Origin of the sequence: Pseudonocardia sulfidoxydans NBRC 16205, assembly GCF_007989085.1 — a bacterium.
Classification (GTDB): Bacteria; Actinomycetota; Actinomycetes; order Mycobacteriales; family Pseudonocardiaceae; genus Pseudonocardia; species Pseudonocardia sulfidoxydans.
In genome coordinates this window covers 1-25469 of record NZ_BJVJ01000031.1, presented here as the reverse complement: position 1 = coordinate 25469, position 25469 = coordinate 1, and the positions used below count along the sequence as shown (strand labels likewise).

The window sequence follows — 25469 nt, the reverse complement described above, 5'->3', positions numbered from 1 at the left end:
GTGGCGGGGGAGTCAGAAGAGGTGGTTCTTGCCGCCGAAGACCTCGCTCACCGACTCGTCGGTGAAGATGCGGCGGATCGTCGCGGCGAGCAGCGGCGCGCACGACACGACGTGGACGTTGTCGGGGACGCCGGGCCGCAACGGGATCGTGTCGGTGACGACGATCCGTTCGAACGGTGCCGCGGCCAGGTTCTCGGCGGCCCGGCCCGAGAGCACGGCGTGGGTCGCGGCGGCGAACACCCGGCGCGCTCCGGCCGCGACGACGGCCTCGCCCGCGGCGCGCAACGTTCCGGCGGTGTCGATGATGTCGTCGACGATGATGGCGGTCTTCCCGCGGACGTCGCCGATGACGTGCCCGATCTCGGCGACCTGCTGCGCCGGGCGTTCCTTGTCGAGGATGGCCAGGCCCGCGCCCATGCGCGTCGCGAACTGTTTGTTGAGCTTGACCCGCCCGGCGTCGGGTGCGACCACGACGAGGTCGTCGTCGAGGCCCGCGAAGTGGTCGGCCAGCATCATCAGCGACGTCATGTGGTCGACGGGGCGGGCGAAGAAGCCCTGCAGCTGGCCGGCGTGCAGGTCCATCGTCAGGACCCGGTCCACGCCCGCGGACTCCAGCATCCGCGCCACCAGCCGCGCCGAGATCGGCTCCCGCGCCTCGGACTTCTTGTCCTGCCGGGAGTAGCCGTACCAGGGCGTCACGGCGATGACCCGGTGCGCGCTGGCGCCGACGGCCGCGTCGATCATGACGAGGAGCTCGAGGAGGGCGTCGTTGGTGTTGACGCCCGTCGCCGGGTTGCCGCACATGGGCTGCACGATGAAGACGTCGGCGCCGCGGATGGACTCGGTGAAGCGGCAGTACACCTCGTCGTTGGAGAAGGTCTTCAGCGTGACCGAGCCGAGCCCGACGCCGAGCTCACGGCCGATGGCGTCGGCCAGCGCGGGGTTGGCGCGGCCGGAGAAGAGCATGAGCCGCTTGCGGTAGCCGAGGTGCATGCAGTGGGTGCCGGGTGTCTCGACGACGCTGCTCACCTGGCCGGCTCCTGTTCCAGCAGCCGGCGGCCCAGCGCGTACGCGCCGCGGATGTCGTCGCCCTCGAAACAGACCGCCGCGTGGCGGCGCAGCACCTCCGAGCAGTTGACCCCGACGGTGTGGGTGAGGTGCGCGAACAGCAGGGTGTCGGACGTCGAGTCGCCGTAGGCGACGGCGTCGGTCTCGTCGAGGCCGAGCTCGTCGAGCAGCCGCAGCGTGATGTCGACCTTGTGCTGCAGCGTGAGCAGGTGCTCCTTGCGGGCCTCCCGCAGCGGCACCACGTCGGAGCCGAAGGTCCGGTGGGCGCCCCACGCCTCGAGCCTGCGGACGAAGAAGTGCGGCGACTGCGAGATCACCGCGACGTGCTCGCCGCGTTCGGTGATGTCGGCGAACACCTCGCGGACCCCGTCGATCCATGCCGACGCCGCGAACGCCGCGTCGATCTCCTCCTCGGAGACGTCGGCCCACAGTGGCAGCATCCGCTCCCAGAACTGGACGTCGGTGATCTCGCCACGGCCCCATGCCCGTTCGATCCGGTCGGCGGCCTCGAACGTGCCCAGGTGCCGGGCGAGCTCCACGGACCCGGCACCGCGCAGGAGGGTCCCGTCCATGTCGAAGACGTGCAGGTGAGTCATCGGCGGCTTTCTCCCCGTTGGTCGGAGGGAACGCCGCCGCGGCACGGGAGGGGGGTCGTGTCACGGCGGCGTTCCGGGTCGGTCCCGACCTTCCTCGGTCGGTGCCCGGCTCAGGCCGGCGCGCTGACCGCCGCCTCGTTCGAGACCGTCCGCATCTGGCCGACGTGGCTGATGTAGTAGGACTCGGGGACCTCCCGCTCGGCGTTGGCGATCAGCTCGGTGAAGTCCCACTTCTTCAACAGCTTGCCGTTGCGGAACACCGGCTTGAGGACGTTCTCGGACTCGGGGATCGAGCCCTTCGGAACCGTCGTGTAGGTGCCGTTCTCGTACTTCAGGGCGAGCCGGCCCTTCTTCGAGACCTTGAACGCCGCGCCGGTGGGGTTCTTCGCGATGTCGCGCCACTCCCCGTTCACGCACACCGCCGAGGCCTTCTGGCCGAAGTTCATGGTGTCGCGGTTCCAGTGCTGCAGCAGGCCACCGCCCATGCCGAACACGGCGTTGTCGGCGGCCAGGCCGCGACGCTCCAGCTCCATGTAGACCTGCGGCAGGCTGTAGAAGTTGACGCCGTCGCCCTGCACCACGCGGATGAACGGCGGCAGGATCTTGAAGCCCTTCGAGTTCACCTCGTAGCCGAAGGCGTCCATCAGCCACTCGGTGGTGTCCGCGGTGACCTGGACGATGTCGCCCGAGTCGGGCCGCACGCCGACGAGGCCGGGGAAGTTGCGGATCTGCTCCCGCAGCTCACCGCCGATGATCTTCTTGACGCAGTTCTCGTGGTCGTAGGTGTCCGAGAGCAGCAGGGCGCAGCCCTCGGGGGCGTAGACGTCGAGCATGTTGCGCAGGGCGTCGGCCTCGTGCTCCTGGCCCCACGCGCAGAACCCGGCGTGCTCGGAGTTCGGCCCCGAGTTGGAGACCTTGCCCGCGTTGTAGAAGTGCTTCGCCGCGAGGATGCCGGGGACGGTGTCGGACTGGTCGAAGTTGACCAGGTGGGCCAGGCCGCCGAGCGCCGCCGACTGCTGGGAGCTGACGCCGCGGGCGCCGTAGTCGTGCAGGGTGTTGCGGACCAGATGCGGGTTGTCCGACGTCCGGGCCAGCGCCTCCTTGATGACCATCTTCGACAGCCAGCTGACGGTGCCGATCGTCGTCGGGTACCAGACCGCGCGCAGCAGGGCCGTCTCGAAGAAGCTGGTGGCCCAGAAGTACTTCGGGTCGGTGTTGATGACCTGGACGAGGACGTTGCGCGCCGGCAGCACGGTGCCCTCGGGCACGGCCTCGATCTCGACGGGCAGGAACCCGTCGTAGTCGTTGAGGATGCCGAGCCAGTTCTCACGGTTGAAGTGCATCCCCTGTTCGCGGACGACGAACTCGGCCTCGTCGATGTCCTCGAGGGTGATGGGCCGCATGAGGTACTCGCGCAGGTACGCCTGCAGACCGACGAACTGCGTGACCGGCCATTCGCCGCCGCGGGACTCGATGTAGCTCGAGACGTACTCGGTGCCGGGCGGGTACAGCGGGTAGTGGCAGTGCTTGTAGTTGTCGGTGTTGATGATCAGGTTGTCGAGGTAGCCCATCGGCACTTCACCTTCCGCGAGAGTCGTTTCTACCGACCTGCCGTACCGATCCGGGACGGCACGACGTGGATGGAACAGGTGTGGACCTGGCTGCGTGGAACCGTGGTTCTACGCGGACGAGCAGCCTTGCGTATTCGCCTGACGGACCACCAGGCATCGAGGCGTGCAGCAACACGATGTTAACGTTTCTAGTGTGACCGTCAACTCACCTCCTTCGGTAATCGTGGGAGCAGTGCCGGCGACCCGCATCCCGCTCCGGGCGGTCCGGCTCGTGGCGCGGCCGGGAACGTGCAGATCATGGCGGTCGAGATGGGCCGGTGGCCGAGGTCGGGACGCAGTGGACCGATGGTCGGCGCGAGACGAGGAGCGACTCGGCCGTCGCAACGACAGAATCGTTTCCAGTACGAGCATCATTACCTCCTCGATCCCGGTGTAGGGCTACGCGCCCGCCGCGGCCGCGGCAAGCTCCGTCGCTGTCGGCATCCCGTTCCTGGCGCCGACGGCCGTCACCGACAGCCCCGCTGCCACCGTCGCCACCCGGGCCGCCTCGTCGAGCCGCCGGCCCGCGGCCAACTCCCTGGCGAGGACGCCGTTGAAGGTGTCGCCCGCCCCGGTCGTGTCACGGACCTCGACCCACAGCGGCGCGACGTGCCGCGACGTCCCGTCGCTGTCGACGACGAGGACGCCGTCGCCGCCGAGCGTCACCAGCACCGGCGCGCGCGTCCTGCCGACGAGGGCCTGCGCGCACGTCAGGATCTCCTTGCAGCTCGGCGAGGCCCGCGAGGGCGGCGGGCCGCTGCCCGCGGCGGCCGCCAGCGCGAACAGCTCGCCCGTGTTCGGCGTCAGCACCGGGCCGAGGTCGAGCAGCTCCACGACGACCGGGATCACCGGCGCAGGGTTGAGCACGCACCGCACCCCCGCCGCGGTCGCGGCACGTACCGCCGCTGCGACCGCGGCGCCGGGCACCTCGGTGCTGACCAGCACGCACCCGGCGGTGGGGAGCCGACGCCGCAGCGCCGCCTCGACGACGTCCGCGCCGAGCCGTCCGTTGGCCCCCGCGCCGACCGCGATCTGGTTCTCACCCGCCTCGTCGACGACGATCAGCGCGACACCGGTCGCCTCCTGCGCGACCACCGCCACGTCGTCGGTGCCGACACCGTCGGCCTCGAGCTCACGCAGCGCGGTCGCGCCGAGGTCGTCGTCGCCGACCGCGCCGACGTAGTGCACGGTTCCGCCCGACCGGGCCGCCGCGACGGCCGCGTTGGCGCCCTTGCCGCCGCCGTGGCGGCGCATGCCGGGGCCCACGACGGTCTCGCCGGGGCCGGGCAGCTGTGGCGCGGTCACCACCATGTCGACGTTGACCGCGCCGACGACCACGATGTCGTCGGCAGTCATCACAGCTCCTTCGGTGGGCCGACGCTGTCGCGGATGCGGACCTCGGCGGGCAGCGGGCCCGTGGTGTCGGGCTCCCTGCCCTCCAGCAGGTCGAACAGGACGCGCGCGGCCCGATGACCCATGTCGTAGGCCGGCTGGCGCACGCTGGTGAGCGCGGGTGTGAGCATGCTGGAGATCGGCTGGTCGTCGAAGCCGGCGACGCTCATGTCGCCGGGGACGCTCAGCCCGTTGTCGCGCAGGCACTGCATCGCGCCGATCGCCATCAGGTCGTTGGCGCACAACAACGCCGTCGGCCGCTCGGACTCGGGCCGGGACAGGATCTCCGTGGCCGCGGCGTACCCCGACTCCTGCCGGTAGTCGCCGGCGAACACGGGGACCGAGTCGGGGTCGATACCCGCGCCCGCGAAGGCCTCGCGGTAGCCGGCGAGACGCTGCTGCGCCGTCCACAGCGCGGGCGGGCCGCCGACGACGGCGAGCCGGCGGTGGTCCTGGGCCAGTACGTGCGCGGCGACCTCACGGCCGCCGCGCCGCGAGTCGCACACCACCGCAGGCAGGTCACGGCCCGGGATCTGCTCGTCGACCAGCACGACCGGGCCCGACCGGGCGAGGTCGTAGATCGCCGCGGGCATCGACCCGGTACCGGACAGGTAGATCACGCCGTCGACACGCTGGCTGCGCAGCAGCTTCGCCTGGCTCTCCTCGGGGAGCTCCGTGGCGTCGGGCAGCACGAGAACGACCAGCACGTCGACCGCGGACGCGGCCCGGTGCACCCCCTCGGCGACCATCGCGAAGAACTGGTTGGTCAGGTCGGGCACGACCATCGCGACGGTCGACGCCGAGCGCCGCTTCAGGCTGCGCGCGGACTCGTTGGGGGAATAGTCGAGCAACCGGATCGCGTCGAGCACCCGGTTGCGACGCTCGGCGGCGACGGGGCCGCTGTCGTTCAGCACGTAGCTGACCGTGCTGATCGAGACGTTCGCGTGCTCCGCGACGTCCTTCATCGTGGGCCGACGGCGTGACACCACGGCAGACCTCCTCAGGCGCCGGCCGCCCAGCCGAGGATGGACGCCCACAGTCTCTGGTAGTGCGGCCATCCGACGAACTCCGGTGGCGCCCAGTGCGGCGCCAGGTCCGAGGCGAACGCGACGGAACGGCCCTCGCCCGCCGGCCCGACGACCAGCAGGGGGTCGTCCCCCGCACGTGCCACGGTCGTCGCGTCCGGTTTCGCGACCACACGGTTGTACCCGAGCAGCGGCGGCCACTCCGCGGGGGTCCCGCCCAGGACCGGGTGCGCGGGCTCGTCGAAGTCCGCCTTGACGCCCGCGGACTCCTCGATCCGGTCGTCGTGGTCGAGCATCCGCACGGGCAGGACGTCGGCCAACGGTGTCATCCCGAAGCGGGCCTTGCCCTCGATCCCGGTGAACGACATGTACCCGCCGATCATCACCAGCCCGCCGCCCGCGCGCGTCCAGTCGCGCAGCACCGCGAGCCGGTTCGCGCTGCGCTCCGAGCGCAGGAACGTCTCGTCGGGCAACAGGAACGAGTTGGACCCGATGTCGGAGAGGACGACGACGTCGAACTCGTCGAGCTCCGCGGCCGAGCGCGGGAACCGGGCCGAGATCTCGTGCCCGCGGACGTAGGTGACCCGGAAGCCCTCACGGTCGAGCGCGGCGAGGAACTCGCCCGCGCCCTCCTCGTACTCGGTGTTGTGGAACTGGTCGAAGCCCTTCATGTGGATCGTGTGCTTGATCCAGGACTCGCCCGCGAACAGCACCCGCAGGCCGCTCACAGGAGCCGGTCCCCGACGTGGTCCGGGAGCACCCTGGCCTCCGGCATCGCGATCACGTTGATCTCCCGCATGTCCCAGCCGATCATCCGGTCGGGCACCAGCTCGTAGTACGTCCGGCCCGCCACCGCGCCGAACTCCAGGTACTGCTCCGCGTACGGGTGACCGACGTGGAAGTACTTGTCGAACAGCAACTGCGCCAACGTCTCCGCCAGCGCGTCGTCGTCGATCGGCCGCATCGTCCCGGTGATCCGGACGCCGCTCACCGTCGCGTACTCCTCACCCTGGTCGACCAGGGCCGACAACGGACGACCTGCGGTGACGTTCGCGCCGTGGCGCGACGCCGCGTCGATCGGGATGAAGATCCGCTTCTCGTGGACGACGTGCCACAGCGGCGACAGGTAGATGCTGCCGTCCTCGTTCGCCGTCGCGATCCGGATCGTCTTCGCCCGGGCCAGGTAGGCCCAACGCTTGTCGCCCCGCAACGGCTGCCAGGTGCTCGCGGTGACGGCCATGATCAGCTCCCCTCGGAGACGCGCAGCGCCGTGAGCTCGCGGCTGTAGTCGGGCGCGTCGGCGACACCGACCTTCGGTGACGGCCCCGACGTCCAGAAGAACTTGTAGGACACCCCGGTGCACTCGAGCCGGTAGGTGTAGCCGGCGGGCAGGTAGATGTGCTCCCCGACGCCCGCTTCCAGCACGATCGTGCGGCCCACGGCGTCCTCGACCACGAGGTGGATGTGGCCCTCGAGGACGTAGTGCGTCTCGTCGAAGTCGCGCTGCTCCCACTGGTAGGGCAGGTGGTCGGGTTCGCCGTAGCAGTAGCCGTGCCGGAAGAAGCGGGCGTCGTCACGCTCCCGCGACAGGAAGATGTTCGTCGTGATCCCGTCGTTGAACGTCAGCACGGGCATCTTGTCGATCTCGTCGGGCACGATCACCCGCGGGAACCGACGCGCGTTGGGGGCGGTCGGGTCGTGGTCCGTCACGGCGCGTCTCCTCTCTGAGGTCGCAACCTGGTCGGCGGGCGTCGAGAAAGGTTTATGCTCGGCCCGGGCCGTGGAGGTCTCGCTGCGGAATGGCAGGCGGTTGATTCGTTTCTAGTCTGCCGCCGTCTCAGCACGCGGTCAACCCCCAGTTGGGCACGCGCCCCGTCGAAGCGTCCCCATGCAGCCGCAGCTGGTGACAGCCCCACGCCTGGTCAGCAGGTCACTGTCGCTGCGCGGGCCTGGATCGCTTGACGACGTTCACGCGCCGCACCTACGGTCTGGAAACCATTCCATCGGAGGTGCGATGTCGACCCCGCCCACCGCGCTGGGCCCCCTCACCGTCCTGGACTTCTCACGCGTCCTCGCGGGACCCTTCGCCACGATGATGCTCGCCGACCTCGGCGCCACCGTCGTCAAGGTCGAACGCCCCGGAACCGGCGACGACACCCGCGCCTGGGGCCCGCCCCACGACGACCGCGGCGACGCCACCTACTTCCAGTCCGTCAACCGCAACAAGACCTCCGTCGCCTGGGACCTCGCCGATCCCACCGACCGCGCCACCGCCCGCGCCGCCGCCGTCGACGCCGACATCGTCGTCGAGAACTTCCGGCCCGGCGTCATGGACCGCCTCGGCCTCGGCGCCGACGACCTGTGCGCCGCCAACCCCCGCCTCGTGTACTGCTCCGTCACCGGGTTCGGCGCCGGGGCCGGGGCCGCGCTGCCCGGCTACGACCTGCTCGTCCAGGCCGTCGGCGGGCTGATGAGCATCACCGGGGAACCCGACGGCGAACCGCAGAAGGTCGGCGTCGCGCTCGTCGACGTCCTCGCCGGCCTCTTCGCGACCGTCGGCATCCTCGCCGCGCTGCGCCACCGCGACGCCACCGGCGAGGGACAGCGCGTCGAGGTGGACCTGCTGTCGAGCCTGCTCGCGGCGCTGGTCAACCAGGGATCGGCCTTCACGGTCGCCGGGGTGGTCCCCGACCGGCTCGGCAACCGGCACCCCAGCATCGCGCCCTACGAACTCCTGCGCTGCGCCGACCGCGACCTCGCGCTCGCCGTCGGCAACGACCGTCAGTTCCGCTCGCTGTGTGTCGTGCTGGGTCTCGACCGCCTCGCCGACGACCCCCGGTTCGCCACCAACAGCGACCGTGTCGCCCACCGCGCCGAGCTCGCCGCGGCGCTGGGTGAGCGGCTCCGGCAGGCGCCCGCGGCATCATGGGCCGCCCGCCTCACCGATGCAGGGGTACCGGCTGGTGTCGTGAACGACGTCGCCGGTGCCTTCCGGCTCGCCGAGGCACTGGGCCTCGACCCGCTCGTCGCCCTGCCTCGCCCCGACGGCACGACGGTCGACCTCACCCGCAACCCGATCCGGCTCTCGGCGACCCCCGCCCGCTACCTCTCGGCCCCACCGGCCCGCCCCCGCTGAGTCCCGCCCCCGCTGGCCCCGGGCCCGCTGAGCCCTGCCCCCGCTGAGGCCCGGGCCCGCTGAGCCCCGGCCCGCGGACAGGTTCGGGCCGTCGCGGGGCCGGCGGATCCCGCGCGCAACCTCACGGTCGTCCGAATGGCGCCGGACAACCGTGAGGTTGCGCGCGGGGTAGAGGTGTGGCGACGGCTGCCGCTGTCCGGACGCTGTCACCGCGCGGGGTCGGCGCGGCGCAACCGGAGCCGCTGTCGGGTTGCGCGCAAGGCGGGTTGCGCGGCGGGGCTGTTGTCCGGGTGCAACCTCGCGTCGTCCGAGGAGGCGTCGGACCAGCGATGGGGGTGCGCCCGCGGACCCGCGCGCAACCTCACTGCCGGCGGGGTCCTTTCGATGCGACTGGAGGCCACGCCCGATGTCGACCGCTGCTGCGCAGACCCCGCGAGGCACCCTGCGACCACCGAGGTCTCCGCGGGCGGCGGTCGGCGCGTGCATTCTCCGATCCGCACCCAGGGTGTGTGATCAGGGAGCAGCGTCGAGGGCGAGCGAGGGCAGGAGAATCCGTGTGGCGACCCGGCAAACCGCGCGGTGTGTTCGGCTGTAGTCGCGGGCCCTGCGATCACCGAGACCTCTGCGGTCGGCGGCCGTTGCGCGCCTTCTTCGATCTGCACTTGGTGTGTGTGTTGGGAGGGCTGCTTCCAGGGCGAGCGGCGTCGGTAGAACCTGCGTGCTGACGGAGAAGGCCGCGCGCTGCGTTCAGCCGCAGGCGCGCAGGCCCTGCGATCACCGAGATCTCTGCGGACTGCGGTCGTTGCGCGTCTTCTTCGATCTGCACCTGGTGTGTGTGTTCGGCGGGCTGCTTCCAGGGTGAGCGGCGTCGGCAGAACCCGCGCGCTGACGGAGAAGACCGCGCGCAGCCGCAGCTCGGCCGCCGCAGCGGCCGCAGCCGCCGCAGGGTCGTCACCCACGCCCTGCGATCAGCGCGCGGGTTGCACTGTCAGAACACGGCCCACAACCCGCGCGGTGACGGGACAAGCCGCGCTGCGACCGGACAACCCGCGCGGTGACCGGAGCCCCGGGCGGCCGCCCTCACAACGGGCGCAACCTCACGGTCGCCTCACAACGAGTGCAACCTCACGGTCGCCCCCAACGGGCGCGCAACCTCACGGTCCTCCAAAGGGGCTCGGAGAGCAGTGAGGTTGCGCTCGGGGTGGTCAGGTGGAGTAGCCGAAGACCGACTTGACCTCCAGGAACTCCCGCAGGCCGAAGTCGGCGTACTCGCGGCCGTTGCCCGACTGCTTGTAGCCGCCGAAGGCGCCGGCGAAGTCGAGACCTGCGCCGTTGACGTGCACCATCCCGGTCCGCATGCGTCGGGCGATGGACCGGGCCCGCTCCGGGTCGGCCGAGGACACGAAGCCGGCGAGCCCGTACTCGGTGTCGTTGGCCAGCCGGACGGCCTCGTCCTCGTCGCGGTAGGTCGAGATCGTGATGACCGGCCCGAAGATCTCCTCGCGGGCGATCTGCATGTCGTTGGTGACGCCGGCGAGCACGGTGGGCCGGACGAAGTACCCGGTGTCGAGCCCGTCCGGGCGGCCGGGCCCGCCGGCGACGATCGTCGCGCCCTCGTCGAGGGCGCCGGTGATCAGTCGCTGCACCTTGTCGTACGCGGCCTGTGAGACGACCGGCCCGATGGTCACGCCGTCGCGGGCGGGCGGGCCGACGACGATCGCCTCGGCGGCGGTCTTGGCGAGCGCGACGACTTCCTCCAGCTTCGACTCGGGGACCAGCCATCTGCTGCCCGCGTTGCACGACTGTCCGGAGTTGGCGACGACGTCGCCCATGTCGCGGGGCACGACGGTCGCGAGGTCGGCGTCGTCGAGGATGATGTTGGCGGACTTGCCGCCGAGCTCCTGCGCCACGCGTTTGACCGTCGGGGCGGCGTTGCGGGCGACCTCGATCCCGGCCCGGGTGGAACCGGTGAACGAGATCATGTCGACGTCCGGGTGTGCGGCGAGGGCGGCGCCGACGGTCGGGCCGTCGCCGTGGACGAGGTTGAACACTCCGGCGGGCACCCCCGCCTCGTGCAGGATCTCTGCGATGACGACGGCGTTGAGCGGTGCGAGCTCGGAGGGTTTGAGCACCATCGTGCAGCCTGCGGCCAGTGCCGGTCCGACCTTGGCCGCGATCAGCAGCGGCGGCCAGTTCCACGGCGTGATCAGACCGCAGACCCCGATCGGTTCGTGGCGGATGCGGGTGGTGCCGCGGGTCTCCTCGAACGCGAAGTTCTTCAGGGTGTCGAGTGCGGAGGCGAACTGGCCCAGCCCGGCGCCGATCTGCGCGGTGTGGGCGAGACCTGCCGGGGCGCCCATCTCGGCCATCAGGGCGTCGGCGATGTCGGCGGAGCGGGCCTGGTAGACCTCGACGACGCGGTCGAGCAGGGCGGCCCGCTCGGCCACGGTGGTCTCGGAGAAGGTGTGGAAGGCGGCGCGGGCGGCGGCGACGGCGTGGTCGACGTCGGCGGCGCCACCGAGGGCGACGCGGCCGATCTCCTGTTCGGTGGACGGGTCGACGATGCCCGTCGTGGCGGTTGTCGTGGGGGCCACCCACTCGCCCCCGATGTAGAAGCGGTCGGCGTTCGGCATCGTGGCTCCTCGGTTGGTGGGCAGGGAGGGGCGGCGTCAGCTGCCGCCAGCATATAAACGTTTCGCGTCGACCCTAGTGAGGGCGCGGGACACAGGTCAACCGCTCTTGGCTGCGCCCAGCTCTTCCGTTCGAGGTGGCGAGGGGGCACGCTACGACGTCATGACGCGAATCGATTCGACTCCGTTGTCGTCGACGGCGCGGACGCGGCTGGGTCGGTACCCGGACCGGGCGCGGACCGATCGGCGCGACCTCCATGCCGTGCTGGACGCGGGGCTCGTGTGCCATCTCGGTGTCACGGTCGACGGAGCGCCGCTCGTCCTGCCCACCGGCTACGGCCGGATCGGCGACGTCCTCTACCTGCACGGCTCCTCGGCGGCCACCAGCCTGCGTGCCGCCGAGGCGACGCCGGTGTGCGTGACGGTCACCCTCGTCGACGGGATCGTCTATGCGCGCTCGGCGTTCAGTCATTCCGTCAACTACCGCTGCGCGGTGGTCCACGGCCTCGCCCGCCGGGTCGACGACGGGACGGAGAAGCTCGCCGGGCTGCGGGCGCTGGCCGAGCACATGGCGCCGGGATCGTGGGGCCACGTCCGCGAACCGACGCGCAAGGAGCTCGCCGCCACGCTGCTGCTCGCCCTCGACACGACGGAGGCGAGCGTCAAGGTGCGGTCGGGCCCACCCGGCGACGAGGACGACGACGTCGCCACCGCGCAGTGCTGGGCGGGCGTGCTCCCCGTGGTGACGACCTGGGGCGAGCCGCAGCCCTGCCCGCAGCTGGAAGCAGGTGTCGCGGTCCCGGGATACGTCGCGAACCGCTCGTGACGCCAACGCCGAGCTCGACATGAGATTGGTTCCGACCAAGATCGAACCAGTCCCTCGTCGAACTCGGGGTTGCCCCTCGGGCGGCACCGGAGGTCACGACCGGCCCGGGACCAGGGTCCCGCAGGCGCCGGACGGCATGGCTGCGAGGACGTGGTGCTCGGTAGCGTCGGCGGGCATGTCCCCGGACGAGGACGCCGAGCCGGCGCTGACCTTCCCGGACCTGCCGCGCCTGGAGCTCGACCAGCTGCTGGGCCAGCTGGTCGACCGGGCGGGTGAGGTCATGGCCGCCCAGGGCAGGCTGCGCGGGTTGCTGCAGGCCAGCCAGGCGATCGTCGGGGACCTGGAGCTGCCGGTCGTGCTGCGCCGCATCGTCGAGTCGGCGCGGACCCTGCTCGGCGCCCGCTACGCCGCGCTCGGGGTGCTGGCCGATGCCGGCGGGCTGGCCGAGTTCGTCCACACCGGACTCGACGACGAGACCGTGGCGCGCATCGGCGACCTGCCCGCGGGTCGGGGGCTGCTGGGCACGGTGATCACCGGGGGCGCGCCGATCCGGTTGCGCCACGTCGCCGACGACCCGCGGTCGTCTGGCTTCCCGCCCGGCCATCCGGTGATGGAGAGCTTCCTGGGGGTGCCGATCCGCATCCGTGAGGAGGTGTTCGGCAACCTCTACCTGACCGAGAGCGAGCGCGGGGAGTTCAGTGCCGAGGACGAGGAGCTGGCCCGGGCGCTGGCGGCGACGGCGGCCGTCGCGATCGACAACGCCCGGCTGTTCCGGGCGGTGACGGTCCGCGGCGAGTGGATGGCGGCGACGGCGGCCGTCACCCGCGAGATGCTCGACGCGCCAGGCGCCGGGCCGCTGCGGCTGATCGTCGAGCGGAGCCGGGAGCTGGCGGGCGCCGACGTCGCCGTGCTGGTGCGGCCCGACGCGGACCGCCCGGACACGCTGCGCGTCGACATCGTCGACGCCGCGCCCGGTCTCGGCGACGTCGTCGACGAGCTGCGGTTCCGGGCGTACCCGATGCGGGGCTCGGTGACCGGCGAGGTGTTCACATCGGCGACGGCGCTGCGGCTCATCGGCCCCGACGAACTGCCCGGCCTCGGTCCGGCGCTCACCGCGGGCCGCTTCGACGCGGGCCCGATGCTCGTGGTCCCGCTGGTGGGCCCGTCGCGCACCGAGGGGGTGCTGACGGTCGTGCGCGGGCGGGGCGGGCCGGTGTTCCGCGACGACGACCTGCAGCTCGTCGCCGGGTTCGCCAACCAGGCCGCTGTCGCCCTCGAGCTGGCGGAGGGCAGGACCGAGCGGGAACGGCTGCGGATGCTCGACGAGCGCGAACGCATCGCCGCCGACCTGCACGACCACGTCATCCAGCGGCTGTTCGGGGCGGGCCTGTCGTTGCAGGCCGTCGCCGCGCGCCTCGGCGGCGATCCGCAGGCCGACGCGCAGGCCGAGCGGCTGCGCGGTGTCGTCGGCGACCTGGATGACACCATCGCCCGGATCCGCACCACGATCTTCGCGCTGCAGCAGCCCGACGACGCCCACGGCCTGCGGGTGTCGGTCCTGCGGGTCGTCGACGAGGCCGCCGAGGTGCTCGGCTTCGGCCCGGCGCTGCGGTTCACCGGCCCCGCCGACACGCTCTCCGGCGACGACGAGCTCGTCGACGACCTCGTCGCGGTGCTGCGCGAGGCACTCACCAACGTGGCCAAGCACGCCGCGGCGGCGCACGTCGAGGTCGACCTGGTCGTCGACCCGGGGGCCGGGCTCGTCGAGCTCGTCGTCGCCGACGACGGCCGCGGCCCGGGCGAGGGCGGGCGGCGCAGCGGGCTGGCCAACCTGCAACGCCGGGCCGAGCGCCGCGGCGGCACGTTCGCGCTCGCGCCCGGGCCGGGCGGCGGTAGCAGACTGACCTGGACGGCGGGGATCACCTGACGGCGGGGATCACCTGACGACGGGGATCACTTGAGGACGGGACCCTCGCCGGTGCGGATGCGGACCTTCGGCCCTGCGCGCGGGCGGCCCGGGCGGTGACGCTGGCGGGATGAGCACGCCGACCCCGTACCTCGCCGACATCGACGCCGTCGACTGCCGCGCGTTGCTGGCGACGGGGCACGTCGGGCGGATCGTGTTCACCCGCCGGGCGCTGCCGGAGAGCAGGCCCGTCGGCTACGCGTGGGACCGCGGGCGGATCGTGTTCGCCGTCGACGACGCGGCCGTCGCGCGCGCGATCGTCGGCAACGCGGTCGCGGCCTTCGAGACCGACGGGTTCGACGAGGCGTCCGCCCGCGCGTGGACGGTGCTGGCCGTGGGGGAGACGTTCGCGCTGGCCCCGGCCGAGGCCCTGCGGCTGCGCCCCCGGTTGCACGGGCCCTGGACCGGCGGCCCGTCGGCCACGGCGCTCGCCCTGCGCCCGGCACGGCTGACGGGGCTGCACGCCCGCCACGGCTGAGCGCCGGGACCTCGGACCCTTCTGCACGGGTCGCACGGCCTGCGGACGCGGGCCGGAGAACCGCGGCGGCGTCGACGTCGCGACGGCGATCGTCGGTGGTGACCGGGTGGACCGGACAGGAGGAACCATGAACATCGTCTCCGCGAACGGCGCCGTCGTCGTGGGCGTCGACGGATCGGGTCCGGCGCTGGCGGCGGCGCGCTGGGCGGCCGGCGAGGCCCGGCGGCGCGGCGTGGGCCTGCGGGTGGTCACGGTCGTCGGCTGGGACGGCCACGCGACGCGCGCGATCCCCGAGCCCGAGGCCGACGTGGCCCGCGACGCACTGCTGAGCGCCGCCCGCGACACGGTCGACGACGCCGCCGCGGCCGCGATCGCCGCCGCCCCCGACGTGGACGTCGACGTCCGCGTGCGCAGCGGGGCGGTGTCGACGGTGCTGATGGACGAGGCGGACGGGGCGGCGCTGCTCGTCGTCGGGAACCGGGGCAACGGTGGGTTCACCGGCCTGCTGGTCGGGTCGGCGGGGGTGTCGGTCGCGGCGCACGCGCGCTGCCCGGTGGTCGTCGTCCGTGGCGACGGGCGTGCGGTGGGGCGTGGCGCCCCGGTCGTCGTCGGTGTGGGCGAGTCGGTGGGCGGGGAGGCGGCCGTCGGGTTCGCGTTCGAGGAGGCGTCGCGCCGCGGGGTCCCGCTCGTCGCCGTGCACGCCTGGATCGACCCGGGCATCGACCCCCTGCTGGGCGCCTACGCCGACTGGGACGCCATGGCGGTGCAGCAGCAGCGTGTGCTCGTCGACGCCGTGGCGCCGTGGACGGCGAAACACCCGGACGTCGAGGTCCGGGAGTTGGTCGTGCGCGACGGCGCGGTCCGGGCACTGGTCGCTGCGGCCGAGGGTGCGGCGCTGGTCGTCGTGGGCTCGCGTGGCTACGGCCCGGCGCGGGGTCTGCTGGTGGGCTCGGTGAGCCAGGGCCTGCTCCACCACGCGCCGTGCCCGGTCGCGGTGGTGCGCGGAACCGGTTGAGCGCCCCGACGGCGTGCGGGAACGGCACCACCGCCGGCCGGTGGCGGGAAGTGCCGTTCCTGCAGAACGGGTGCCTTCAGAACAGCAGGTGCGACACCGCGCGACGGGGTGTCTCCGGGACCGGGCCGCAGTTCTCGGCGGGCCGCCCGATGCGGAGCAGCAGCTGCGGGTAGCCGATGGCCCCGGCGGCCGCCTGCACACGGGTGCGGGTCGTCGTCAGCTCCAGGGCCTGGCTGAGCGGGCAGGTGGCGTAACCGGCCGCGGTGGCCGCGAGCAGCACCGCGGCGACGGCTTCGCCCGCGCGCAGCCGGTCCAACCGGTCGTCGCCGGCGGTGGTGACGACGCAGAGCGTCCCCGCGTCCGGCCCGAGCGCCGTGCGGTGGGGCAGGCTGCCCGTCGGGAACCGCTGCAGGTGCCGGGCGTCGCCGCCGGGACCGGCCTTGGGGACGGCCGTGGCGGGCACACCGTCGCGGGCGCCGGCGTAGCGGTGGGTCCAGGCCAGCAGCTCGGCGAGGTAGCCGGGCCGGTGCGGCTGGCCGGTGGCGGCGTCGTCGAGGGCGCGGATCAGCCGGTCACGGGCCTGCCCCTCGACGGCGACGAGGTCGGCGCCGAGGGCGCGCGCCCGCCGGGCCAGCGCCCGGACGAGCTGCGCGGGCGCGCCGGCGTCGTAGGGCCTGCGGTCGGACCGGCGGCGGTCGAGCTGGGCGTAGAGGTTCTCGTCGTCGAGCATCGTGTGCCCGTCGACGACCGTGACCGTCGCGAGGTGGTCGCGCTGTTCGGGATCGGGGAAGCGCTGCGTCGTGCTCCCCGCCCCGACTCCGGCGAGGGCCACGCGCAGGTACTCCAGCGCCGCACCGCAGCTGACCAGCAGGTCGCGGCCGTCGGGGTCGGTCGCGACGAGGCGACGGTCGGCGTCGGCGTGCAGTTCGATCCGGCCCGGTTCCACCCGCCACCGCCAGGGCTGGGTGTTGTGGATCGACGGGGCGCGGGTCGCGCGCCGGACCGCCTCCTCCAGGGTGTGGACGTCGATACCGCTGCTCGTGGCCGTCATCGTCGGCTCCTCTCTCCGGTGTCGAGCGTCGCGCGCGCGGGGGCGTCGCGGGAGAGGCCGAGGGCCGCAGGTCCTGGGACCAACGGCCCGCCCGGATACCGAAGTCGATCTTGTCTCAGGCTGAGACGCCCGCCCGGTGCGACAACCCGGTTGCGTGTGTCACAGTCAGTGAGCTGATGAGCGCACCGATGCCTCGGAGGTGACGAAGGGATGAACGGGTCAGCTCCGCTCTCGACACGGGAGCAGATCGGACGGCCGGTGACGGCTGTCGCCGGGTCGACGGTGTCCGACCGGCTCGCCGCCTCGTGGCGGCGGAGCACCGAGTTCGGCGCGTCACTCGACGAGGTCGCGCCGGTGTTCAGCGGCGCGGTCGACGAGGAGTCGCTGTTCTTCCGCTGCGGTCTCGACGTCATCGAGGGACTGCAGGCGACGCTGGCCAACGAGCCGATCAGCCTGATGCTGACCGACGGCGACGGGGTCGTGCTCAACCGGGTGTGCCGGGAGCGGTCGCTGCTCTCGGCGCTCGACGCGGTGTACCTCGCGCCGGGGTTCGACTACGGCGAGCGGGAGGCGGGCACGACGGGGCTGGGCCTCGCGCTGGCCGACCGCGCCCCCGCCCTGGTGCGCGCCGACCAGCACTTCTGCAGCGAGCTGTGGGGCTACACGTGCGCCGCGGCGCCTGTCCTCGACCCGGTGTCGGGGGAGCTGGCCGGCACGATCAACCTGACGACGTGGGCGCAGCAGTCGGACAAGCTGCTGCTGGCGCTGGCCCAGAGCGCCGCGAGCAGCACGGCGGCGATGATGCTGGCCCGCCATCGTGGCCGGGAGCCGCGCGCGGCGTCGCACGGGCAGGTGTTCCGGGTGTTCCTGCGCCCGCCCGGCACGTCGGTGTCGCCGCGGTCGCGGGGCTGGCGCACGGCGTCGGTCGAGGTCGAAGCGGCGCTGGCGGCGGGCCGCGTTGTCGCCGTCGTCGGTGAGGACGGGGTCGGCAGGCGGTCGTTGCTGACCGACGCGCTGTCGCGGACCCACCCGCACGGCCGGGTGCTGGTCGCGCGCGCACCCGCGGTGCAGGACACGGCCGCGTGGCTCGACCTGTGGGAGCCCGAGCTGGGCAAGGTCGCCACGAGCATCGTGGTGAGCGGGGTCGACGAGCTCCCGTCGTGGGTGGCGACGAAGCTCGGTGGCCGGCTGCGGAGCACGGTGCCGGCCGAGGGCCGCGACGGCGCCAGGCCGGGGATCGCGTTCACCGCCCGCAGCGTGAGCGAGCTGCCCGAGGCGCTGCGCCCGCTCGTCGACACCTGTGTGGAGCTGCCGCCGCTGCGTGAGCGGCGCGAGGACGTCGTCCCGCTGGCCAGGGCCTTCGCGGCGAAGCAGCGCCGCCGCGAGGTCCGGTTCACCGCGGCGGCCCAGCGGAGCCTGTCGGCCTACCGCTGGCCCGGCAACGTCGAGCAGCTGCGCGGGGTCGTCGAGGCCGCCGTGGCGCGCACCGACGTCGTCGACGTCGAGCACCTGCCCGCCGAGCTGACCAGCGGGGCGCCCCGGAGGTCGCTGTCGCGGATCGAGACGGTCGAGCGTGACGAGATCGTGCGCTGCCTGGCCGAGCCGGGCATCACGATGACCGAGGCAGCGGTCCGGCTGGGGATCAGCAGGGCCACCCTCTACCGCCGCATCGAGGTCTACGGCATCCGGGACGGGTTCGACGCAGCCCCCTGAGACGCCGCAGCTGGGACACCGCAGCTGAGACACCGCACCTGAGACACCGGCCCTGGCGCACCGCACCTGGGCCGCTTTCCACCCCGACCGGGACGCCCCGGCGGGATCACGACACGACGAAAGGCAGGACATCCGTGGGTACCCTCTTGTCCGAACACGAGCGAACGACGCTCGTCGACCTGCTGCGGGTGGCGTTCCCGCACGATCGGTTCCCGGTCGGTCCGTACCAGCGGACCGCGCTCGCGGTGGTCGACGCGGCCGCCGGCAACCCGCGGTTGCACGGACTGCTGCTGCAGGGGCTGGCCGACCTCGACACCCAGCGTGAGGTCGGCTTCTCGAACCTCGACGTCGAGACCGCGCAGCTCGTGCTGCGCGGGATCGCCGACACCCCGTTCTTCACCGCGGTCCTCGACGTCGCGATCGTCGCGCTCTACGACGACCACGAGGTGTGGGAGATCCTCGGGTACGAGGGGCCCTCCTACGACAAGGGCGGCTACATCGACCGCGGTTTCAACGATCTCGACTGGCTGCCCGACCCGCGCATCGAGTCCTGGATCGACAGCACTGTCGACAGCACCGTCGACAGCAACGAGGAGGCCCCGGCATGACCCGGTTCGAGTACGACGACTCCGACGTGGTGGTGGTGGTCGGCTCCGGCGCCGGTGGCGGAACCCTGGCCAACGAGCTGTGCCAACGCGGGTTCAAGACCGTGGTGCTGGAGGCCGGTCCGCACCTGACCGGCCCCGACTACGAGAACGACGAGTGGAAGGCCTTCGCCCAGATGGCGTGGACCGATCCACGGACGGCGTCGGGCAGCTGGGAGATCGCCCGCGACTTCCCGAACCTCCCGGCGTGGATCGTCAAGGCCGTCGGCGGGACGTCGACGCACTGGGCCGGCGCGTGCCCGCGGTTCAAGCCGCACGAGCTGGCCGCGCGATCGGTGTACGGACCGCTCGAGGGGACCACCCTGCTCGACTGGCCGATCACCCTGTCCGAGCTCGCGCCGTACTACGACCGGGCCGAGCTCAAGATGGGCGTCACGCACCGGCACGGCCGCCCGCCGCTGCCCGCGAACAACAACTACAAGGTGTTCGCGAACGGTGCGGAGAAGGTCGGCTACCGCGACTACGCGACCGGTCCGTACGCCACCAACGCCGAGCCGTTCGACGGTCGGCCGGCGTCGATCCAGGACGGGTTCAACTTCCAGGGCGACAAGCACGGCTCGAAGTGGTCGACCCTGGTCGCGGAGCTGCCCAAGGCCGAGGCCACGGGCAACCTCGACCTGCGCCCCGACAGCCACGTCGCGCAGATCCTGCACGACGCGGACGGCCGGGCCTCCGGGGTGCTCTACGTCGACCGCAACGGAACCATGCGCCGCCAGCGCGCCGCGGTCGTGTGCGTGGCGGGCAACTCGATCGAGACGGCGCGGCTGCTGCTCCTGTCGTCGTCGGCGCGGTTCCCCGACGGGTTGGCGAACTCGTCGGGACAGGTCGGGCGCAACTACATGCGCCACACCACCGCGACGGTGTGGGGACAGTTCGACAAGCCGGTCCGGATGTACCGCGGCGAGACGATGGCCGGCGTGATCGCGGACGAGTCCCGGCTCGACACCGACCGCGGCTTCGTCGGCGGCTACTACATGGAGACGATCTCGCTCGGCCCGGCGTTCTTCGCGAAGTTCGTCGCACCGGGCAGCTGGGGCACGTCGCTGGCCGAGATCGTCGACGGGTACCTCAACACCGCGGGCATGTGGATCGTCGGCGAGGACATGCCGCAGGAGACCAACCGCATCACGCTGTCCAAGGACACCGTCGACGCGAACGGCCTGCCGGTGGCCGACGTCCACTTCGACGACCACCCCAACGACGTGGCGATGCGCCGCCACGGCCGGCAGCAGGGCACGGCCGTCTACGAGTCGGTCGGGGCGACCCGCACCATCCAGACGCTGCCCTACCCGTCGACCCACAACCTGGGCACGGCCCGGATGAGCGCCCGCCCCCGCGACGGTGTGGTCGACCGGTTCGGCCGCGCCCACGACGTGCCGAACCTGTTCGTCTCCGACGGCAGCGTGTTCACCACCGGGGCGGCCGCGAACCCGACGCTCACGATCGTCGCGCTGGCGATCCGGCAGGCCGACTACATCGCCACCGAGTTCCGCAGCACGGCCCGCTGACCCGGCCCTACCGACGACTTCCTGGAGGACTCATGACCGCCGTCTCGGCGCCGCCCGACCCGTATCTCTTCCTGCCCGACGTGGCCTCGTTCACCCTCACCAGCACGGACGTGGCCGACGGCGTCCCGCTGGCCGCGCCGCAGGTCAGCGGCATCATGGGCGCCGGAGGGGAGGACCGCTCGCCGCAGCTGGCGTGGCGGGACTTCCCGACGGCGACCCGCAGCTTCGCCGTCACCTGCTACGACCCCGACGCCCCGACCGCCAGCGGCTTCTGGCACTGGGCCGTCGCGGACATCCCCGCCCACGTCACGGGGCTGGCCGCCGGGGCCGGCGACGACGGCGGCACCGGGCTCCCCGAGGGTGCGCTGGCGCTGCCCAACGACGCCGGGATCCGGCGCTACCTGGGCGCGGCGCCGCCCGAGGGGCACGGTGTGCACCACTACTACTTCGTCGTGCACGCCGTCGACGTGCCGACGCTGGGCATCGGGCGGACGGGCTCGCCCGCCTACCTCGGGTTCCTGCTGTTCACCCACACCCTGGCCAGGGCGACGATCGTCGCCACGTACGAGCGCTGACGTCTCAGGTTGAGACGGCGGGTCGGGGTCGCCCCGGGTGTGCCAGAGTGCTCGTGAACCCACCACCACGGGAGAGCATGTGCACACCGAGGCGGCCCTGACCGGCGCGCTGACCGCCGCCGTCGGCCCGGGCGCGGTGCGCGCCCGCGCGATCGACCGGATGGGCATGGCCCACGACGCGTCGCACTTCGCCCGCACCCCGAAGGCCGTGGTCACCGCGGCGTCGGCGGCCGACGTCGCGCGGCTGTTCACCGCGGCCGCGGCCACCGGTGTCCCGCTGACGTTCCGCTCCGGCGGCACCAGCCTGTCGGGGCAGGCGGTGACCGACGGGATCCTCGTCGACACGCGGCGGCACTTCCGCGACATCGAGATCCTCGACGACGGTGCCCGGGTGCGGGTCGGCCCGGGCGCCACGGTGCGCGCGGTCAACACCCGGCTCGCCCGGCACAGCCGGATGCTGGGGCCCGACCCGGCCAGCGAGGTGGCCTGCACGCTCGGCGGGGTCGTCGCCAACAACTCGTCGGGGATGGCGTGCGGGACCGTCGCGAACAGCTACGCCCTGCTCGACTCCCTCGAGCTCGTGCTGCCGTCGGGGACGGTCCTCGACACCGGCCGCCCGGACGCCGACGACGAACTGCGCGCCCGCGAGCCCGACCTGTGGGCCGGGCTCGGCCGGCTGCGCGACCGCCTGCGCGGTGACGCCGACGCCCGCCGGACGATCGAGACGCTGTTCTCGCTCAAGAACACCATGGGCTACGGGCTCAACTCCTTCCTCGACCACGACCGGCCGGTCGACGTGCTCACCCACCTGATCGTCGGCTCCGAGGGGACGCTCGCGTTCATCTCCTCGATCACGATGCGCACGGTGCCGGTGCTCGCCCACACCCGCACCGGCCTGCTCGTCTTCGAGAACCTGGCCGACGCCAACCGCGCGCTGCCCGATCTCGTCGCGTCAGGACCGGCGACGATCGAGCTGCTCGACGCCACCTCGCTGCGGGTCGGGCAGTCCGACGCCGATGCCGATCCCCGGCTGCGCGCGCTGACCGTCGACCAGCACGCCGCGCTGCTCGTCGAGTACCGCGGGCACACCGCGTCGGAGGCCGACGAACGCGGTGCCGCGGCGGCGCCGCTGCTGGCCCGGCTGCCGCTGCACGGACCCCGTGAGCTGTCCGGCGACCCGGTGGCCAAGGCCGGGCTGTGGAAGCTGCGCAAGGGGCTCTACGCCAAGATCGCGGGCGCGCGGCCCTCGGGCACCGCGGCGCTGCTCGAGGACATCGCCGTGCCCGTCCCCGACCTGCTGCCCACATGCGAGGGCCTGATCGGGCTGTTCGGCAAGCACGGCTACGACCACGCGGTGATCTTCGGCCACGCCAAGGACGGCAACGTCCACTTCATGCTCACCGAGGAGCTCGGCGCCGGATCGGGCCGGGACCGGTTCGGGCGCTTCACCGACGACATGGTCGACCTCGTCCTCGCCCACGGCGGCACGCTCAAGGCCGAACACGGCACCGGCCGGATGATGACGCCGTTCGTCCGCCGCCAGTACGGCGACGACCTCTACGAGGTCATGATCGAGATCAAGCGGCTCTGCGACCCGCGGGGACTGCTCTCACCCGGCGTCGTCCTCGACGACGACCCGACCGCGCACCTGCGCGACCTCAAGTCGGCCCCGAGCGTGGAGGAGGAGGTCGACCGCTGCGTGGAGTGCGGGTTCTGCGAGCCCGTGTGCCCCAGCCGCGACCTGACGACGACCCCGCGGCAGCGCATCGTGCTGCGCCGCGAGCTCGAACGCGCCCGGGCCGCGGGCGACGCCGCGCTCGTCGCGGCGCTGGAGGAGGACTACGCCTACGACGGCGTCGACACCTGCGCCGTCGACGGCATGTGCTCCACCGCCTGCCCGGTCACGATCAACACCGGCGACCTCGTCCGGCGGCTGCGCGCGGAACGCACGGGCAAGGCGACCGGCCGGGGCTGGGCGTTCGCGGCGAAGCACTGGGGTGCGACGACCCGCACGCTCGGCGCGGCGCTGTCGGTCGCGAAGGCCGTGCCCGCGGCGGCAGGTCCGGTGTCGGCGGCGATGCGCCGGGTCGGCGAGGCTCCACTGTGGACGCGTGACCTCCCCGGCGGTGGGAAGCGCACACCGGCCGGGCTGATCGCGGGCGACGCCGACCTCGTCCTGTTCCCGTCGTGCACCGGCGCGATGTTCGGGCCCACCGGCGAGGGCGCGGCCGCGGCGTTCGTGCGGCTCTGCCGCGGCGCCGGCCTCCGCGTCGGCGCCCCTTCCGATCTACCGAAGCTCTGCTGCGGCACCCCGTGGAAGTCCAAAGGCCTGCCCGACGGCGCCGCCGCGATGGCCGCCGCGGTCCTGCCCGCACTGTGGACAGCGACCCGGGGCGGCACGATCCCCGTCGTGTCGGACGCGTCGTCGTGCACCGAGGGCCTCGCGATCATGATCGCCGGCGGGCCCGAGCAGTACCGCGGGATCGAGGTCGTCGACGTCGTCGCCTTCACCGCCGACCGGCTGCTGCCCCGACTCACCGTGGCAGAACCATTGCTGCGCATGGTGTTGCACCCCACCTGCTCGGCCACGCAGCTCGGCATCGTCGACCCCCTGCGGCGGATCGCGGAGACGGTCGCGGCCGAGGTCGTCGTTCCCGACTCGTGGAACTGCTGCGGCTTCGCCGGCGACCGCGGGCTGCTCCACCCCGAACTGACCGCCGCCGCGACCGCCCCACAGGCCCGCGAGCTCGCAGATGTCGACGCAGACGCCTACGCCTCCTGCAACCGCACCTGCGAACTCGGGATGAGCCGCGCCACCGGCCACGACTACGTCCACGTCCTGGAAGTTCTCGCCGAACGGGCCCGGCCCGTCGGCGTGCCGGACCTCAGCGGGGCCTAGGGACCCCGCGCGCCGACGCGGCCACGACGTCGCGCACCGTCACGATCCCGGCGAGCTCACCGCGGTCCTCGACGAGCACGGCGTCGGCACCCGTCTCGTGCATGATCCGCGCGGCGTCGGAGAGCCGGTCGACCGGCCCGACCACGCCCGCGGTCCGCGCCACGTCCTCGACGTGCAGCGGCGCCGTCCCGAACGGGCCGTGCGAGGCCACGAGCCCACGCAGCACGTCGGCCTCGGCGACCAGCCGGTGGCACCGCCGGTCGGCGGGCCCGTCGATCACCGGTAGATGCCGGACGTGCCGGGCGACCATGAGCCGCAACGCCACCCGCAACGACGCCCCCGGCACGATCCCGACGAGGTACGTCGACATCACCGACCGCACGGCCGGATCGTCGTCGGCGGCCTCGGGACGGACAGGTCGCTCGGTCAGGGTCATGGCGACGGCCTCCCACGGTCCGGACGCAGCCACCGGGCATCGGCGACCACGCCCCGATCGTGGGCGCCACGCAGTACCGCGCGCTGCGGCCGGAAGGCACGGATCGACGACGGACGAAGGTCCCGGCTCACCGGGCGGAGCGGCGGCGCTCGGCGTAGACGGCCGCCTCGGTGCGCCGGGAGAAGCCGAGCTTGTGCAGCAACGACGACACGTAGTTCTTGACCGTCTTCTCGGCCAGGTACAGCTCGGCGCCGATCTGGCGGTTGGTCATGCCGTCGGCGATCAGGTCGAGGATGCGCCGCTCCTGGGGCGACAGTCCGGCATAGCGCGGGTCCTCGGCCTCCTTGCCGTGGCGCAGCCGTTCCAGGACCAGCGACGTCGCTTTCGGGTCGAGCAGTGACCCGCCCGCCGCCAGGGTGCGGACGGCCCCGACCAGGTCGGTTCCTGCGACCTGTTTGAGCAGGTAGCCCGATGCCCCGGCCATGATCGCGCCGAAGAGGGCCTCGTCGTCGGAGAACGACGTCAGCATCAGGCATGCCGGGGGAGGGGTCGTCGAGGATCGCACGTCCCGGCACACCGAGACGCCCTCGCCGTCGGGTAGCCGGACGTCGAGGATGGCGACGTCGGGGCGGACCGCCGGGATGCGGGCGAGTGCCTGTGCCGCGGTGGCGGCTTCGCCGACGATCTCGATGTCGGTCTCGGTTTCGAGGAGTTGGGCGATGCCGCGTCGGACGATCTCGTGGTCGTCGAGCAGGAACACCGAGATGGTCATCGACCCTCCCTTTCCGCGGGCCCTCCGACCGTAGCGGTCCTTCCGGCCCCTGGGGTGCGTGCCGAGGTCCCCTCCGCCCGGGACCAAGGTCCTCCCCGCGAAGTGGGG

The 25469-nt window shown here is 72.7% G+C and carries 22 protein-coding genes; 10 read left to right on the top strand and 12 right to left on the bottom strand.

Translation table 11 applies throughout. From position 1 onward, the window contains the following. Positions 1-12: 12 nt before the first annotated feature. From PSU4_RS16150 to PSU4_RS16115, 8 genes are all read right to left on the bottom strand, one after another. Positions 13-1029 carry a ribose-phosphate diphosphokinase gene (locus PSU4_RS16150; RefSeq protein WP_246115156.1) on the bottom strand — a complete coding sequence of 339 codons (1017 nt, stop codon included), beginning with the start codon at positions 1027-1029 and terminating at the stop codon, positions 13-15. Continuing rightward, on the bottom strand, positions 1026-1664 hold the full coding sequence (locus PSU4_RS16145) for an HAD family hydrolase (RefSeq protein ID WP_147108895.1): 639 nt from the start codon (positions 1662-1664) through the stop codon (positions 1026-1028). Before PSU4_RS16145 ends, PSU4_RS16150 begins: the two co-directional genes overlap by 4 nt. A gap of 110 nt (positions 1665-1774) precedes the next feature. After that, positions 1775-3235, bottom strand: coding sequence for a nicotinate phosphoribosyltransferase (locus tag PSU4_RS16140; RefSeq protein WP_147108892.1), 1461 nt, complete (start codon positions 3233-3235; stop codon positions 1775-1777). 438 nt (positions 3236-3673) lie between these two features. Continuing rightward, positions 3674-4630, bottom strand: coding sequence for a PfkB family carbohydrate kinase (locus PSU4_RS16135; RefSeq protein WP_147108889.1), 957 nt, complete (start codon positions 4628-4630; stop codon positions 3674-3676). Continuing rightward, on the bottom strand, positions 4630-5655 hold the full coding sequence (locus PSU4_RS16130; RefSeq protein ID WP_246115155.1) for a LacI family DNA-binding transcriptional regulator: 1026 nt from the start codon (positions 5653-5655) through the stop codon (positions 4630-4632). The genes PSU4_RS16135 and PSU4_RS16130 overlap by 1 nt, the downstream gene beginning before the upstream one ends. Positions 5656-5666: 11 nt before the next feature. Beyond that, complete coding sequence (locus tag PSU4_RS16125; protein WP_246115154.1) at positions 5667-6419, bottom strand: glutamine amidotransferase; 753 nt, start codon at positions 6417-6419, stop codon at positions 5667-5669. Then, positions 6416-6931: a pyridoxamine 5'-phosphate oxidase family protein gene (locus PSU4_RS16120; protein WP_147108886.1), complete on the bottom strand. Its 516-nt coding sequence runs from the start codon at positions 6929-6931 to the stop codon at positions 6416-6418. Before PSU4_RS16120 ends, PSU4_RS16125 begins: the two co-directional genes overlap by 4 nt. Positions 6932-6933: 2 nt before the next feature. Further along, positions 6934-7401, bottom strand: coding sequence for a cupin domain-containing protein (locus PSU4_RS16115; protein WP_147108883.1), 468 nt, complete (start codon positions 7399-7401; stop codon positions 6934-6936). A gap of 304 nt (positions 7402-7705) precedes the next feature. Between PSU4_RS16115 and PSU4_RS16110 the strand changes: the two genes are divergently transcribed. Further along, complete coding sequence (locus PSU4_RS16110) at positions 7706-8827, top strand: CaiB/BaiF CoA transferase family protein (protein WP_147108880.1); 1122 nt, start codon at positions 7706-7708, stop codon at positions 8825-8827. Between the two features lie 1205 nt (positions 8828-10032). On the opposite strand, the gene PSU4_RS16100 is transcribed toward PSU4_RS16110, so the two are convergent. Then, positions 10033-11460 carry an aldehyde dehydrogenase family protein gene (locus PSU4_RS16100; RefSeq protein ID WP_147108877.1) on the bottom strand — a complete coding sequence of 476 codons (1428 nt, stop codon included), beginning with the start codon at positions 11458-11460 and terminating at the stop codon, positions 10033-10035. A 160-nt stretch (positions 11461-11620) separates the two neighbouring features. On the opposite strand from PSU4_RS16100, the gene PSU4_RS16095 reads away from it, so the two are divergent. The 4 genes from PSU4_RS16095 to PSU4_RS16080 all read left to right on the top strand — a co-directional run bounded on the left by PSU4_RS16095 (position 11621) and on the right by PSU4_RS16080 (position 15742). Next, on the top strand, positions 11621-12283 hold the full coding sequence (locus PSU4_RS16095; protein ID WP_147108874.1) for a pyridoxamine 5'-phosphate oxidase family protein: 663 nt from the start codon (positions 11621-11623) through the stop codon (positions 12281-12283). A gap of 175 nt (positions 12284-12458) precedes the next feature. Continuing rightward, the gene (locus PSU4_RS16090; protein WP_186816990.1) at positions 12459-14210 is read left to right on the top strand and encodes a sensor histidine kinase; all 1752 of its coding nucleotides are present in this window, start codon (positions 12459-12461) and stop codon (positions 14208-14210) included. Between the two features lie 109 nt (positions 14211-14319). Then, complete coding sequence (locus PSU4_RS16085; RefSeq protein ID WP_147108869.1) at positions 14320-14727, top strand: pyridoxamine 5'-phosphate oxidase family protein; 408 nt, start codon at positions 14320-14322, stop codon at positions 14725-14727. A 127-nt stretch (positions 14728-14854) separates the two neighbouring features. Then, positions 14855-15742, top strand: coding sequence for a universal stress protein (locus PSU4_RS16080; protein WP_147108866.1), 888 nt, complete (start codon positions 14855-14857; stop codon positions 15740-15742). Positions 15743-15818: 76 nt separating this feature from the next. On the opposite strand, the gene PSU4_RS16075 is transcribed toward PSU4_RS16080, so the two are convergent. Continuing rightward, on the bottom strand, positions 15819-16793 hold the full coding sequence (locus PSU4_RS16075) for an Acg family FMN-binding oxidoreductase (RefSeq protein ID WP_147108863.1): 975 nt from the start codon (positions 16791-16793) through the stop codon (positions 15819-15821). Between the two features lie 210 nt (positions 16794-17003). On the opposite strand from PSU4_RS16075, the gene PSU4_RS16070 reads away from it, so the two are divergent. The 5 genes from PSU4_RS16070 to PSU4_RS16050 all read left to right on the top strand — a co-directional run bounded on the left by PSU4_RS16070 (position 17004) and on the right by PSU4_RS16050 (position 24153). Then, the gene (locus PSU4_RS16070) at positions 17004-18506 is read left to right on the top strand and encodes an AAA-type ATPase lid domain-containing protein (RefSeq protein WP_147108860.1); all 1503 of its coding nucleotides are present in this window, start codon (positions 17004-17006) and stop codon (positions 18504-18506) included. 134 nt (positions 18507-18640) lie between these two features. Beyond that, a complete protein-coding gene (locus tag PSU4_RS16065; protein ID WP_147108857.1) occupies positions 18641-19114 on the top strand; it encodes a hypothetical protein in 474 nt (157 codons plus the stop codon). After that, entirely contained in the window at positions 19111-20679 is a 1569-nt protein-coding gene (locus tag PSU4_RS16060) for a GMC family oxidoreductase (protein ID WP_147108854.1), read from the top strand. The genes PSU4_RS16065 and PSU4_RS16060 overlap by 4 nt, the downstream gene beginning before the upstream one ends. A 32-nt stretch (positions 20680-20711) precedes the next feature. Then, complete coding sequence (locus PSU4_RS16055) at positions 20712-21254, top strand: YbhB/YbcL family Raf kinase inhibitor-like protein (protein WP_147108851.1); 543 nt, start codon at positions 20712-20714, stop codon at positions 21252-21254. 79 nt (positions 21255-21333) lie between these two features. Beyond that, entirely contained in the window at positions 21334-24153 is a 2820-nt protein-coding gene (locus PSU4_RS16050) for an FAD-binding and (Fe-S)-binding domain-containing protein (RefSeq protein WP_246115153.1), read from the top strand. Here the strand turns inward: PSU4_RS16050 and PSU4_RS16045 are convergent. Beyond that, on the bottom strand, positions 24140-24589 hold the full coding sequence (locus PSU4_RS16045; RefSeq protein ID WP_147108848.1) for a CBS domain-containing protein: 450 nt from the start codon (positions 24587-24589) through the stop codon (positions 24140-24142). The two genes, PSU4_RS16050 and PSU4_RS16045, sit on opposite strands and share 14 nt — an antisense overlap. Before the next feature lie 127 nt (positions 24590-24716). Beyond that, positions 24717-25361, bottom strand: coding sequence for a response regulator (locus PSU4_RS16040; protein ID WP_147108845.1), 645 nt, complete (start codon positions 25359-25361; stop codon positions 24717-24719). Between the last annotated feature and the right edge of the window lie 108 nt (positions 25362-25469).